10 protein-coding genes and 1 pseudogene are annotated in these 13,277 nt (G+C 71.0%); 4 read left to right on the top strand and 7 right to left on the bottom strand.

Features of this window, described 5'->3' with window-relative positions; genetic code table 11:
• Nucleotides 1–287: 287 nt before the first annotated feature.
• The 3 genes from hutI to hutH form a co-directional block, all read right to left on the bottom strand.
• Nucleotides 288–1,487 carry an imidazolonepropionase gene (hutI, locus tag K5L49_RS10290; RefSeq protein WP_223692506.1) on the bottom strand — a complete coding sequence of 400 codons (1,200 nt, stop codon included), beginning with the start codon at nt 1,485–1,487 and terminating at the stop codon, nt 288–290.
• Between the two features lie 2 nt (nt 1,488–1,489).
• Nucleotides 1,490–3,145, bottom strand: coding sequence for a urocanate hydratase (hutU, locus tag K5L49_RS10285; RefSeq protein WP_223692505.1), 1,656 nt, complete (start codon nt 3,143–3,145; stop codon nt 1,490–1,492).
• Nucleotides 3,146–3,239: 94 nt separating this feature from the next.
• Nucleotides 3,240–4,802, bottom strand: coding sequence for a histidine ammonia-lyase (gene hutH / locus K5L49_RS10280; RefSeq protein WP_223692504.1), 1,563 nt, complete (start codon nt 4,800–4,802; stop codon nt 3,240–3,242).
• A 156-nt stretch (nt 4,803–4,958) separates the two neighbouring features.
• Here hutH and K5L49_RS10275 point away from each other — a divergent pair, with 156 nt between their 5' ends.
• A complete protein-coding gene (locus K5L49_RS10275; protein WP_223692503.1) occupies nt 4,959–5,720 on the top strand; it encodes an IclR family transcriptional regulator in 762 nt (253 codons plus the stop codon).
• Nucleotides 5,721–5,727: 7 nt separating this feature from the next.
• On the opposite strand, the gene K5L49_RS10270 is transcribed toward K5L49_RS10275, so the two are convergent.
• Nucleotides 5,728–6,000, bottom strand: coding sequence for a DUF2277 domain-containing protein (locus tag K5L49_RS10270; RefSeq protein ID WP_223692502.1), 273 nt, complete (start codon nt 5,998–6,000; stop codon nt 5,728–5,730).
• Nucleotides 6,001–6,065: 65 nt separating this feature from the next.
• Nucleotides 6,066–7,513, bottom strand: a pseudogene (locus tag K5L49_RS10265) (phytoene desaturase family protein).
• 317 nt (nt 7,514–7,830) lie between these two features.
• On the opposite strand from K5L49_RS10265, the gene K5L49_RS10260 reads away from it, so the two are divergent.
• The 3 genes from K5L49_RS10260 (at nt 7,831) to K5L49_RS10250 (ending at nt 11,623) form a co-directional block, all read left to right on the top strand.
• Complete coding sequence (locus K5L49_RS10260; RefSeq protein ID WP_223692500.1) at nt 7,831–10,065, top strand: DEAD/DEAH box helicase; 2,235 nt, start codon at nt 7,831–7,833, stop codon at nt 10,063–10,065.
• Between the two features lie 153 nt (nt 10,066–10,218).
• Nucleotides 10,219–10,698 carry a hypothetical protein gene (locus tag K5L49_RS10255; RefSeq protein WP_223692498.1) on the top strand — a complete coding sequence of 160 codons (480 nt, stop codon included), beginning with the start codon at nt 10,219–10,221 and terminating at the stop codon, nt 10,696–10,698.
• A 70-nt stretch (nt 10,699–10,768) separates the two neighbouring features.
• On the top strand, nt 10,769–11,623 hold the full coding sequence (locus K5L49_RS10250; RefSeq protein ID WP_223692496.1) for a patatin-like phospholipase family protein: 855 nt from the start codon (nt 10,769–10,771) through the stop codon (nt 11,621–11,623).
• Between the two features lie 36 nt (nt 11,624–11,659).
• On the opposite strand, the gene K5L49_RS10245 is transcribed toward K5L49_RS10250, so the two are convergent.
• Nucleotides 11,660–12,571 (bottom strand): aminoglycoside phosphotransferase family protein, encoded by a 912-nt coding sequence (locus K5L49_RS10245; protein ID WP_308116535.1) that lies wholly within the window; start codon nt 12,569–12,571, stop codon nt 11,660–11,662.
• Nucleotides 12,571–13,206, bottom strand: coding sequence for a TetR/AcrR family transcriptional regulator (locus K5L49_RS10240; RefSeq protein ID WP_223692494.1), 636 nt, complete (start codon nt 13,204–13,206; stop codon nt 12,571–12,573). Before K5L49_RS10240 ends, K5L49_RS10245 begins: the two co-directional genes overlap by 1 nt.
• Nucleotides 13,207–13,277 lie beyond the last annotated feature (71 nt).

The following is a 13,277-nucleotide window of genomic DNA, read 5'->3' as shown; positions in this document are numbered from 1 at the left end:
CCTGAGAACAGGTAGCGGCCCCCCCGGTTTCGGGAGCAGCGAGCCGGTGGGTGCCGTTTTCTCCTGAGAACAGGTAGCGGCACCCCCTGTCTCGGGAGCAGCGAGTCGACGGGTGCCGGCTCCTGAGAACAGGTAGCGGCACCCCCTGTCTCGGGAGCAGCGAGCCGGTGGGTGCCGTTTTCTCCTGAGAACAGGTAGCGGCACCCCTCGTTTCGGGAGCAGCGAGCCGGTGGGTGCCGGCTCCTGAGAACAGGAGGGGCAGCTGGGATGCGGGTCGCCCCGTGATCTCAGACGATCCGCTCCCCCGCGCGCCAGACCGCGTCGATGAGGGGCACCCCCGGCCGGTAGGCGAGGTGCAGAAAGCTCGGGGCGCGCAAGACGGTGAAGTCGGCGCGGGTTCCGACGGCGAGGCGACCGACGTCGGTGCGGCGGAGCGCGGCCGCCCCGCCGGCGGTGGCGGCCCAGGTGGCCTCGGCGGGTGTCATGCGCATATCCCGCACGGCGACGGCGATGCAGAACGGCATCGAAGACGTGAACGAGGAGCCGGGGTTGCAGTCGCTTGCGAGGGCGACGGTGATGCCGGCGTCGATCAGACGTCGCGCATCCGGGTAGGGCTGGCGCGTGGAGAACTCGACGCCGGGAAGCAGGGTGGCGACGGTTCGGGAGGCGGCCAGGGCGGCGACATCGGCGTCGGTGAGGTAGGTGCAGTGGTCGACGCTCGCGGCGTCGAGCGCGACTGCGAGGGCGACGCCCTCGCTGGGCGCCAGCTGGCCCGCGTGCAGGCGCACGCCGAGCCCGCGGGCGGCGCCGGCCTCCAGGATGCGGCGGGACTGCTCCGGGGTGAAAGCTCCGGTCTCGCAGAACGCGTCGATCCAGCGCGCGTGGGGGAGGCAGGCGTCGAGCATCTCCCCGACGACGAGGTCGACATACCCGTCGGGGTCGCCCGCGAACTCGGGCGGAACGACGTGGGCGCCGAGATATGTGGTCTCGTCGGTGACCCGCGCGGCCAGGGCCAGGAGACGGGCCTCGTCAGCGACCGTGAGGCCGTATCCGCTCTTGATCTCGAACGTCGTCGTTCCCTGGGCGTGCAGTTCGGAGACGAACCCGTCGAGGCGCGCGGCCAGCACCGCATTCGTCGCCGCCCGGGTTGCGGCGACCGTGCTGCGAATGCCGCCCGCCGTATATGCCTCCCCCGACATGCGTGCCTCGAACTCGGCTGCCCGGTCGCCGCCGAACACCAGATGGGTGTGCGTGTCGACGAAGCCGGGGAGCACGGCAGCCCCGCCGACGTCAACGGTCCGAGCGGCCTCGACGGCGGCGCGGGGGAGAGCGGACTCCGGCCCCGCCCAGGCCACGGCGCCGTCGGCGATCAGCAGCGCCGCCCGTTCGATCAGCCCGAGTCGCTCGGTGCCCGACGCATCCGGGTTCGCCGGGTCGTTGGTGACGAGCTGGCCGATGCCGGTGACGAGGGTGGTCGGAGCGGCCATGGTCAGCCTTCCTGCATCGGGATGCGCAGCCCACGTTCGCGGGCGACCTCGGCCGCGCGCTCGTAGCCGGCGTCGACGTGGCGCATGACGCCGGTGCCGGGGTCATTGGTGAGCACGCGTTCGATCTTCTCCGCGGCGAGCGACGTGCCGTCGGCGACGACGACCTGCCCGGCATGGATCGACCGGCCGATCCCGACGCCACCGCCGTGGTGGATGGACACCCAGGTCGCGCCGGAGGCCGTGTTGAGGAGGGCGTTCAGCAGGGGCCAGTCGGCGATGGCGTCCGAGCCATCGGCCATCGCCTCGGTCTCCCGGTAGGGGGAGGCGACAGAACCGGAGTCGAGATGGTCGCGGCCGATCGCGATCGGTGCGGAGAGCTCGCCGCTGGCGACCATCTCGTTGAAGCGCAGGCCGGCCAGATGCCGCTCCTTGTAACCGAGCCAGCAGATGCGCGCCGGCAGGCCCTCGAAGTGCACCTTCTCGCGGGCTTGGGTGATCCAGCGGTGCAGGTGCTCGTCGTCGGGGAACAGTTCGAGGATCGCTTTGTCGGTGGCGGCGATGTCGGCCGGGTCGCCCGAGAGCGCAGCCCACCGGAACGGCCCCTTGCCCTCGGCGAAGAGGGGGCGGATGTAGGCCGGCACGAACCCGGGGAAGTCGAAGGCACGTGCGTAACCGCCCAGTTCGGCCTCGGCCCGCAGAGAGTTTCCGTAGTCGAAGACCTCGGCCCCGGCATCCTGGAAGCCGACCATCGCCTCGACATGCTTCACTATCGAGGCGCGGGCGCGCAGAGTGAAGCCCTCCGGGTCCGAGGCCGCCGCATCGTGCCACTCGGCGACGGAGACGCCCTCGGGCAGATAGCTGAGCGGGTCGTGCGCGCTCGTCTGGTCGGTGACGATGTCGACCGGGATGCCGCGCGCGAGCAGTTCGGGGAAGACGGTTGCCGCGTTGCCGACGAGCCCGACGGAGAGTGGGCGGCGTTCGAGCTTGGCCGTGAGCACGCGTGCGACCGCGTCGTCGAGGTCGGTGGCGAGCTCATCCAGGTACCCGTGGTCGATGCGGCGCTGCAGGCGTGTTTCGTCGACGTCGACGATGAGCACCGCGCCCTCGTTCATGGTGACGGCGAGCGGTTGGGCGCCGCCCATGCCGCCGGCGCCGCCGGTGAGCGTGAGGGTTCCGGCGAGCGTGCCGCCGAACCGCTTCGCCGCGACGGCCGCGAAGGTCTCGTACGTTCCCTGCAGGATGCCCTGGGTGCCGATGTAGATCCAGGAGCCCGCGGTCATCTGCCCGTACATGGTGAGGCCGAGGGCTTCGAGGCGGCGGAACTCGGGCCAGGTCGCCCAGTCGCCGACGAGGTTCGAATTGGCGATCAGAACGCGTGGCGCCCACTCGTGGGTGCGGAAGACGCCGACGGGCTTGCCGGACTGCACGAGCAGGGTCTCGTCCTTCTCGAGGTCGCGCAGCGTGCGCACGATGGCGTCGAACGCCTCCCAACTGCGGGCGGCCCGGCCGGTTCCGCCGTAGACGACGAGATCGTCGGGGCGTTCGGCGACCTCCGGATCGAGGTTGTTCATCAGCATCCGCAGCGGCGCCTCGGTCTGCCAGCTTTTCGCGGTGATCTCGGTGCCGCGCGCTGCGCGCACCTCCCTCGCTCCATCCATCATCTTCCTTCTCCTTCTCTTGTCTCTCTGTCTGTCTCGTGCGCGCCACCGCCTCCCTCAACCACGTTGAAGCGGGCCGGGCGGGCCAGGCGGGTCAGGTGAGGGGGCCGGCCGCGGATTCGGCGGCGGCTCGGATGCGGCCGGACTGCACGAGGGCGGTGACCGCCTCGATCTCGGGCGAGAGGAAGCGGTCGGGGCCGGGGCCCGCGCAGACCTCGCGCACAGCTGTGATGACGGCACCGGTGGCATGGCCCGGCTTCAACGGGGCGCGCAGGTCGGCGCCGCGGGCGGCGGTCATGATCTCGATGGCCAGCACCCGGCCGAGCCCGTCGAGCGAGCGGCGCAGTTTGCGGGCGGCGGACCAGCCCATCGAGACGTGGTCCTCCTGCATCGCGGACGAGGGGATCGAGTCCACCGATGCCGGCGCGGCGAGCCGTTTGAGCTCGGAGACGATACCGGCCGCGGTGTACTGCGCGATCATCAGGCCGGAGTCGACTCCGACTTCGTGTGCGAGGAACGGGGTGAGCCCCTGGTTGCGCGAGGCGTCGAGGAAGCGGTCAGTGCGCCGCTCGGACATGCTCGCCACATCCGCCACGACGATCGCCAGGAAGTCGAGGACATATGCGACCGGGGCGCCGTGGAAGTTGCCGTTCGATTCGACGCGGCCATCGGGCGTGAGTACCGGGTTGTCCACCGCGGAGGCGAGTTCGCGCTCGGCGACGAGGGTCGCGTGGTCGAGAGTGTCGCGGGCAGCGCCGTGAACCTGTGGGGCGCAGCGCAACGAGTACGCGTCTTGCACGCGGGTGCACTCGGGGCCTTTGTGGCTCGCGATGATCGGGGATCCGGCGAGCATGGCCCGCAGATTCGCGGCCGACAGGGCCTGGCCGTGCTGGGGGCGCAGGCGCTGCAGGTCGTCGGCGAAGACGGCGTCGGTTCCGAGCAGGGCTTCGACGCTGAGACCTGCGGAGATGTCGGCGGTGGTGAGCAGGGCCGCGAGGTCGTGGATGGCGAGGGAGAGCATCCCGAGCATCCCGTCGGTGCCATTGATGAGGGCGAGACCCTCCTTTTCTGCGAGTTCGACCGGGCGGATGCCGGCGGCGGCCAGCGCGGCGCCGGCGTCGGTGAGCGCACCCGGCCCGTCCGGGGCGGAGCCGACGCGCACCTGGCCTTCGCCCATCGCGGCCAGCGCGCAGTGGGCGAGCGGGGCGAGGTCTCCGGAGCAGCCGAGGGAGCCGTATTCGCGCACGATCGGCGTGATGCCGGCGTTCAGCAGGGCGGCGTAGGTCTCGACGGTGACGCGGCGGGCGCCCGTGCGGGCGGTCATCAGGGTGGACAGCCGAAGGAGCATGAGCGCGCGAACCACCTCGCGTTCGACCTCCGGACCGGAGCCGGCGGCGTGGGAGCGCACCAGGCTCGCCTGCAACTGGGCACGGCGGTCGCTCGGGATGAACGTGGTGGCGAGCGCACCGAAACCGGTGGAGATGCCGTAGTGCGGTTCGGTGTCGTCGGCGAGGGCTTCGACGAGGGCGCGGGAGGCCTCGACGCTCTCGAGCGAGGCGGGATCGAGTTCGATGGGGCTGTCGTTGCGCGCGACGGCGACCACTTCAGCGATGCTGAGCGGCCGTGCACCGACGATGACGACATTGTTCGTGACCATGACCTCATCCCACACGTTCCGCGGCCCGCGCGCGCCTCCCCTAGACTCATCACTGTCTCGTATCCCAGACGTGTTCCGCGATCGGTTTCTGGGTTCCATGCATGATGCGGGCCGGATTCAGCGCGAAAGCCTGGACTCGACGGCGAAAGGAGCTCGATGGCGAGCAAGGTTCCTGCGGCGGAGAACACGCTGCGGATTCTGGAGCACCTGGCGGGGCAGCGGGGGCCGGTGGCCGCGGCATCGATAGCCGGGGCGCTGGGTCTGCCGCGGTCGACGGTCTACCACCTGCTCGCCGTGTTGTTGGAGCATGGGTTCGTTCTGCACTTCCCCGAAGCGAAACGCTACGGGCTGGGTGTGGCCTCGTACGAGCTGAGTTCGGCGTTCTCGCGGCAGGAGCCGCTCAGTCGGCTGGGGCGACCCATCCTCGCCGGGCTCGTGGATGCGATCGGGGAATCCGGCCATGTGGCCGTGCTGCACGGACGTGATGTCGTCTACATCGTTGAGGAGCGGGCCCCGCGGAGGCCGCGCCTGGTCACGGATGTGGGAGTTCGCCTGCCGAGCCATCTGACCGCCAGCGGGCGAGCCCTGCTGGCGACGCTGCCGGCCGAGCAGCTTCGGGCGTTGTACCCGGATGCGGGGGCCTTCGAGAGCCGCACCGGTTCTGGCCCCCACACCTACGCCGAGCTGAAACGTGTGGTTGCCGAGGTGCGTGCGGCCGGTTACGCCACCGAGGACGGTGAGGTGACCCCCGGTCTCGCGTCGGTCGCCGTGTCGGTGCGCGACCACGCGGGCTGGCCGGCGGCCGGGATCGCGATCACATTCCCGCGGGAGCATGTACCGCGCGAGGAGTGGCCGGCGCTCGCCGCTCGGGTGGGTGCGGCGGCGGCGGAACTGTCGCGGCGCATCCGGGGCAGCTGAGCGGCGGCTATGCGGCGGCGAAACGACGGGCCGAGCGGGCTTTCGCTTTGGCGGCCTCCTCGTCACGGTTCTTGGGTGGCGCCGTGGTGACGAGGTCTTCGAGCAGGTGATGGGTGATGTGGGCGATCTCGGCGACAGCACGGTCGAACGCGGCGGTGTTCGCCTGCGACGGTTTCGTCGATCCGCTCACCTTGCGCACGTATTGGAGCGCGGCGGCGTGCACCTCGTCTGAGGTGGCGGCGGGCTCGAAATTATGGAGGGTGTGAATGTTCCGGCACATGCGATGAGGGTACGCCGAGCCGCCGACGCAGACCAGGGGTGGCCGAACGGATGCACGCCTCGCGATCAGGGGGAGAGCGAGGGGGCCGGCAATCCGAACTCGTGCTGCAGTGCGCTGCGCGCGGCGTAGTAACCGGCGAGACCGTGCACGCCCGGTCCGGGGGTGGCTGCGGCCGATGCCAGGTAGAGACCGCGGCCGGGCATCCGCCACGGGTCGGCGGAGGCGACGGGCCGGGCGACGAGCTGGGCGAAGCTGGGGGCGCCCGTGGCGATGTCCCCGCCGACGTAGTTGGGGTTGTACCTCTCCATGTCGGCCGCGGTGCGCGAGACCGACGCGAGGATGAGGTCGCGGAAGCCTGGTGCGAACCGTTCGATCTGGCGGATGATCGCATCCTTCTGGTCGATGGTCGACCCTCGGGGACATGCGTGTACGCCCAGAGCACCTGCTTGCCGGCCGGCGCGCGCGACGGGTCGACGAACGACGGTTGCGACACGAGTACGTATGGGTCTTCGCTGTGGCGCCCGGCCGCCACGTCGTTCTCCGACCGGGCGATGGCCGCTCGTGTTCCGCCGAGGTGAACAGTCGGGGCTTCGGCGAGTTCGGGGTTCGCCCAGGGCACCGGGCCGGCGAGGGCGAAATCGGCTTTGGCGACGCCGTTCCCGGTGCGGAACGCTGTCAACCGTCGGCGGTAGGCAGACGGCAGCAGCTCGCCCCCCAGCCGCGCGGCGGCAGCGGCCCCGGTGTCGAAGAGCACGGCCCGGGAAGGAGGGAGTTCGGTGAGGCTGGTGATCTCGGTCCCGGTGACGACCTCGCCGCCGTGGGCGACGAGATCGGCGACCAGAGTGTCTGCGATGGCCTGGCTGCCCCCGATCGGAACCGGCCAGCCGTGCGCGTGCGCATAGGTGGCCAACGCGAGCCCGGCGCCGGCGCCGGCCAGACTCGGCAGGGCGACGGTGGCGTGGGCGAACACGCCCGTCAGCAGGGCGGCCGCCTCTTCGGTGCGGAAGGTGCTGTTCCACCACGGACCGGCCTGGTTGAGTGCGGCGAGGCCGAAGCGGGCTGCGACCACCGGGTGCCGGGGAACCCGGAGCAGAGGGGAGCCGGTGAACTGTGCGACCTCGTCGGCCCGGGCGGCGAGTGGGCCGAGCAGCCGCCGCCAGGCGCGGCCGTCGGCGCCGAGCGAGGCGGCGGCGCGGTCGATGTCGCGGTAGGCGATTCCGGCGCGTCCGTCGTCGAGCGGATGCGCGTACGACGCGGACGGCACGACGAACGGCGTGCGCTCGGCCAGCCCGAACCGCCGGAAGAATCCGGAGGCGAAGGCCATCGGATGCACGGCCGAGCACACATCGTGTCGGAAACCGGGCAGCGTGAGCGGCTCCGTGCGCATCCCGCCGCCGACCGTGGCGTTGCGCTCGTAGACGCGCACGGCGAGGCCCGCCCGCGCGAGGGTGACGGCGGCCGCCAGACCGTTCGGTCCGGAACCGATGACGATCGCGTCGGGGTCGGGGCTCATGTCTCCCTGTATACCCCTTGGTGCGCCGCTTGTGCGTGCAGGAGACGGGGCCGGCCGGCCGCATCCCGGCGTCTTTTGCAGTCCCGACCCATTCTCAGGCTCGATCGGGTATCGTAGGGAGGTCGGCTCTTGACACCGCGCTTCTGTGCGCGGATGGGTTTGTAAGTCAGGTGGGCCGGTTTCGTCGCCAATTCGGCGGGCGAATGATCACTGTATGTGAACGGCCCCGGCCAAAGACTGCCCGGGTTCTCCCCAGACCATGACACCACGTGTCATGCGCTGTGCCATGCACACGAGAACAACCCAGGAAAAACATCATGCCAGGATTCAAGAAGAACAGTGCCCCCGGCGCCCGCAAGGGCGGACCGAAGTCGGGCAGCCGCAGCCCCGGCCACCGCGGCTACCGCGCGGAAGAGTCGACCGGCGCCCCCGCGCCCAAGAAGCAGCGCTGGACCACCGAAGACCGTGCCGCCCGTCAGGGATACGGTTCGCGCGACTCCGCCGGAAGCGCCGGCGCCCGCAAGGAGCGACCCAATTGGGAGCCCCGCGGCAAGGAAGCACGCAGCTGGGAGTCGCGCGGCGAGCGCCCCGGCACCGGTGAGCGCGCGGCCCGTGGTGAGCGTCCCGCCTACGGCGACCGTGCCCCGCGGGGTGAGCGTCCGGCGTACAACGACCGTCCGGCTCGCAGCTACGACAACGACCGTCCGCGTCGTTCGTTCGACGACCGCGGCGACCGCCCGGACCGCGGCGACCGTCCGGCCCGTGGTGAGCGTCCCGCGTACGGCGACCGTGCCCCGCGGGGTGAGCGTCCGGCGTACAACGACCGTCCGGCCCGCAGCTACGACAATGACCGTCCGCGTCGTTCGTTCGACGACCGCGGCGACCGTTCGGCCCGCAGCGACCGCCCGGCGTACAACGACCGTCCGGCCCGCACCGACCGCCCGGCGTACAACGACCGTCCGGCCCGCAGCTATGACAACGACCGTCCGCGTCGTTCGTTCGCCGACCGCGGTGAGCGTCCGGCCCGCACGGAGCGTCCGGCCCGCACGGAGCGTCCGGCGTACAACGATCGTCCCGCCCGTGGCGAGCGTCCGGCATACGGCGACCGTCCCGCCCGTGGCGAGCGTCCCGCGTACAACGACCGCCCGGCCCGCACCGAGCGTCCCGCGTACAACGACCGTCCGGCCCGCAGTTACGACAACGACCGTCCGCGTCGGTCGTCCGACGACCGCGGCGACCGCGGCCCGCGCCGCGACAGCAGCTCCTCGTTCTACCCGTCGCGCGACGAGAAGGCGTCCTTCGCTCCCGGCGCGGATGTCGTGCTCGAACGCCTCGAGGCCGACGCCATCCAGGCCACCGACGTCGAAGGCGTGAGCTTCGGCGATCTCGGCATCGGCGGCAACATCGAGCGCGCCCTCGCCGAACTCGGCGCCGACAAGCCGTTCCCGATCCAGGCCGCGACCATCCCGGATGTGCTGGCCGGAAAAGACGTGCTCGGACGCGGCCGCACCGGCTCCGGCAAGACCATCGCCTTCGGCGCCCCGCTCGTCGAACGCCTGATGACCCTCTGGGCCGATTCGGGCAAATCGGGCGGAAAGCGTCAGATGGGCCGCAAGCCGCGCGCCCTCATCCTGGCGCCCACCCGCGAGCTCGCGCTGCAGATCGACCGTACTGTGCAGCCGATCGCCCGCAGCGTCGGACTGTTCACCACGCAGATCTACGGCGGCGTTCCGCAGGCGCGTCAGGTCGGCGCCCTCCAGCGCGGCGTCGACATCGTGATCGGCACCCCCGGGCGCATCGAAGACCTCATCGAGCAGGGCCGCCTCGACCTCAGCGAGGTCGTCATCACGGTGCTCGACGAGGCCGACCACATGTGCGACCTCGGCTTCCTCGAGCCGGTGCAGCGCATCCTGCGTGAGACCGCGGAGGGTGGTCAGAAGCTGCTGTTCTCGGCCACGCTCGACAAGGGCGTCGCCCAGCTCGTCGAGGAGTTCCTCCCCGAGCCGAGCGTGCACGAGGTCGCCGGTGAAGACCAGGCGTCGTCGACCATCGACCACCGCGTGCTCGTGATCGAGCACCGCGACAAGGGCGCGATCATCGAGCAGCTCGCCGACCGTGAGGGCAAGACTCTCGTCTTCGCCCGCACCCGCGCGTTCGCCGAGATGCTCGCCGACCAGCTCGACGACGCCGGCATCCCGGCCGTCAGCCTGCACGGCGACCTCAACCAGTCGCGCCGCACCCGCAACCTCGCGCAGCTCACCAGCGGCCGGGTCAACGTGCTGGTGGCGACGGATGTGGCCGCGCGCGGTATCCACGTCGACGACATCGACTTGGTCATCCAGGCCGACGCCCCGGACGAGTACAAGACCTACCTGCACCGCTCGGGTCGCACCGGTCGTGCCGGCAAGCAGGGCACGGTGGTCACGCTCATCCCGCGCCAGCGCCAGCGTCGCATGACCGAGCTGCTCGGTCGCGCTGAGATCGAGGCCGAGTTCGTTCCCGCGATCCCCGGCGACCAGCTGCTCAGCGACCTCGCCCACGCCGGCGCCTGAGATCCGCCCGAGAAAGGCCGCCGACGAACTCCGGTTCGTCGGCGGCCTTTCGTTTGTGCGGATGGAGTCCTGGCGGTGATGAGAATCCCAGAACTGACTTCTACAACGTGTAGAAATGTGAGACCATCGAGGGGACGCTCGAGAGGATCATCTATGACGGTCAGAACTGCCGGCAGTGTCATCGCCGCAGCAGAGGCCGATCGGATCGCGGCTGCCGTCACGGCGGATTGCCTCACCGAGCTGGCGGCGGCCCGCGTCGGGCTGACCGATCTGGTGATCGACCACCTGCAGGACCGCTCGCGAGAGCCCGAGGCGTTCGACGTGATCCGCTCCTGCGTGACACCCGCGCATCCCGGGTTCGCCGAGACGGTCGTGCGCATCGGCCGCGTCGACGGAGCCGTGCCGACGGTGTGCATCCGGATGACGGCCGGTTCCGACGAGACGGCGCTCGGCGACCTGTTCGGGTGGACGCTCGCCCTGCTCGGAGCCGACTGGTTCTACGGATGCTACGTCGACGAGCGCCCGGCCGGAGGGCCGAGCATCGCGGTCTATCTGAACGTGCTCCTGCAACCGGTGATCCCCGCGGCGAGCCTGCGCGAGGCCGCCACTGCGGTGCCGCACCTGCTGGGCTGACCAGCGCGCCCGTGTCTGCGGCGCGGAGTAGCGTGATGCTGGGAAGTCACCAAGGAGAGAGAGGTGCGCTGTGGCCGGTTCGATCGCCTTTGCCGGAGGAGGGGTCGCGGGCATCGCCTGGGAGCTGGGCGTGGTCAACGGGTTGGCCGACGCCGACCCACGACTGGTCGAGGCGCTCTTCGCTCCGGAGGTCGGTTTCATCGGCACCTCGGCCGGCTCAGCCGTGGCGGCGCAATTGGCGAGCGGGCGACCCGTGGCCGAGCTCTACGCGGCGCAACTCGCTCCGGAGACAGCCGAGTTCGATCCGAGGGTCGACATGCAGGCCCTGATGGCGAGCTATCTCGCGATCGCCGACCCGGACGCGACACCCGAGGAGGGGCGACGGCGCATCGGGGGTCTCGCGCTGGCGGCGAAGACGGTGACCGAGGCCGAGCGCATGGTCTCCATCGAGGCCCGGCTGCCGATCGAACACTGGCCGGAACGGCGGATGCTGCTCACGGCGATCGATGCCGGCAGCGGCGAGCTGCGCGTGTTCGACGCCGCATCGGGCGTGCGCCTTGCCGACGCCGTCGCCGCGAGCTGTGCCGTGCCCGGAGTGTGGCCGCCGGTCACCATCGGCGACCGGCGGTACATCGACGGCGGGATGCGCTCCCTCGCCAATGCCGATCTGGCCGTCGGATCCGATTGGGTGCTGGTGATCGCGCCGATCCTACCGGGCGGTCCGGGGTTCGGGCAGTTCCCCGCGGAAGAGCTCGAGGCGCTGCGACCGGCACCGGTGGCCGTCGTCTACGCCGACGATGCGTCCGTCGCCGCCTTCGGCGTCAACCCGCTCGACCCGCACACCCGCCGGCCGGCCGCAGAGGCGGGGTTCGCGGTCGGGCGCGCCGCCGCATGCGGGATCGGAGAGCGGCTCGGCCTGCGCTGATCGCTCGCCGGGCCGTCTGGCGTCGGAGTGCGCTGGTCACGCGCCGCTGAGCTGCTCCAGGGCGTGACGGCCGAGCCCCGCCATGCGGGGGTTGTCGTCCGAGTGCAGGGCGAGGGCGGTGCCCAGGGCGATCGCCCACCCGCGGGCCCGCTGCCAGGTCGCCTCGTCGGTGTCGGTGAGCTCGTCGATGCGGGCGCGGAAGACAGCACGCGCCTCAGCGTCGAAGGTGAGCCAGGCCGTGGCGAGGTCGGTGGCGGGGTCGCCCGCGGTCAGGTCGCCGAAGTCGATCACGGCCGCGAGCGCCGCGCCCGGCTGCCCCGCTCCCGGCGGCCTACTGAGCACCAGGTTGCCCGGATGCAGGTCGCCGTGCAGCCAGATCGGTTCGCGCGCCCACGGGGGTGCGGCTAGGGCGCGCTCCCAGCCGTCGGCAAGCGCGCCCGCCTCCGGCCGGTCGACAAGTTGCGCGAGCCGGTCGTGCACCGACGCATCGCGCGAGGAGAGAGGAACACCGCGAACCGGGTTGTGGGGAACCGGTTCGTCGTGCGGAGCGGGCGAGTGCAATGCCACCACGAACTCGGCTAATGGAACAGCCAGGGCCGCCCGCTCGGAGGCCGAGACATCGGCACCGTCGATGCCGTCGAACCAGCGGACGATGCTCCACGGCCAGGGGAAGGCGGCGGTCGGCACGCCGACCCGCACAGGCTCCGGCACCGCGATGCTGAGGGCCATCGCCAGTCGCGGCAGCCAGGTCTGTTCATTCACGATGAGTTGCGCGGCTACCTGCCGTCGCGGAAGCCGCACTGCGTAGCGGTCGCCGAGACGGTAGATCGAGTTGTCCCAGCCGTCGGCCACCAGCCGCAGTTCGGCGAGGAGATCAGGATGCTGGGCCGCCACGAGCGCAGCGACCGTGCCGACATCCAACGGGATGTCTGCTTCGGGCGTGAGCATCAGGCGTTGAGCCAGGCGGTCAGTGCCCCGATCACGGCGTCGACGGACTCCGGCATCTGCACCGCATCCGGTTCGAGCAGCCACTGCACCTGCAGGCCGTCCATCACGGCGATGACCGCCGCCGCTGCCTGCCAGAGCTTCTCCTCGGCGACGTCGGCGGGCGCAACCTCGCGAAAAGCCTCAGCCACCATGCTGCGCAGACCGATGAAGCGTTCCCGGAAGAAGTCCTGCGCGGGGTGGTCGTCGGTGACCGACTCGGCGGAGAGCACGGCGTAGGCCTGCACGATTCCGGCCCGGGTCGCGTTCAGCCGGGCGGTGTCGACGAGGTGACGGAGCAGGTCTTTGCCCACCGGCGGGTGCTGGCCCTCCAAGTGCATGACGTCCGCCTGGTCGCGGTGCTCGAGCACGGCGATGAGAAGTTGGTCTTTGGAGCCGAAGTGGTGCAGGACGCCCGCATGCGTCATCCCGGCCTGTTCGGCGATCTCGATCAGCGAGCCGTTGTTGAAACCCCTGATGGCGAACACGGCCATCGCCGAGTCGAGGATGCGCTGCCGGGTGGCGGCCGTGCGCGCCTGGGGTTTCACCACCCGATCGGCGGCGGCCCCGCTGCGGCGGGTGGGGCGGGACGCGGCCATCTTCATTCTTCCTTCCGGGTCGGCGTGGTCGTCGCCCAATTCGGAGTATAGGCGGGCCGAACTTTCGCACC

The organism is Leifsonia poae, assembly GCF_020009625.1.
GTDB classification, from domain to species: domain Bacteria; phylum Actinomycetota; class Actinomycetes; order Actinomycetales; family Microbacteriaceae; genus Leifsonia; species Leifsonia poae_A.
Note: the sequence above shows the minus strand (reverse complement) of the source record. Positions and strands in the feature narration are given on the sequence as shown.

Coding starts and splice junctions, on each gene's coding strand:
- hutU (WP_223692505.1), bottom strand. CDS start 3,145: ATGGATGGAGCGAGGGAGGTGCGCGCAGCGCGCGGCACCGAGATCACC.
- hutI (WP_223692506.1), bottom strand. CDS start 1,487: ATGGCCGCTCCGACCACCCTCGTCACCGGCATCGGCCAGCTCGTCACC.
- K5L49_RS10270 (WP_223692502.1), bottom strand. CDS start 6,000: ATGTGCCGGAACATTCACACCCTCCATAATTTCGAGCCCGCCGCCACC.
- K5L49_RS10260 (WP_223692500.1), top strand. CDS start 7,831: ATGCCAGGATTCAAGAAGAACAGTGCCCCCGGCGCCCGCAAGGGCGGA.
- K5L49_RS10275 (WP_223692503.1), top strand. CDS start 4,959: ATGGCGAGCAAGGTTCCTGCGGCGGAGAACACGCTGCGGATTCTGGAG.
- K5L49_RS10245 (WP_308116535.1), bottom strand. CDS start 12,571: ATGCTCACGCCCGAAGCAGACATCCCGTTGGATGTCGGCACGGTCGCT.
- K5L49_RS10255 (WP_223692498.1), top strand. CDS start 10,219: ATGACGGTCAGAACTGCCGGCAGTGTCATCGCCGCAGCAGAGGCCGAT.
- hutH (WP_223692504.1), bottom strand. CDS start 4,802: ATGGTCACGAACAATGTCGTCATCGTCGGTGCACGGCCGCTCAGCATC.
- K5L49_RS10240 (WP_223692494.1), bottom strand. CDS start 13,206: ATGGCCGCGTCCCGCCCCACCCGCCGCAGCGGGGCCGCCGCCGATCGG.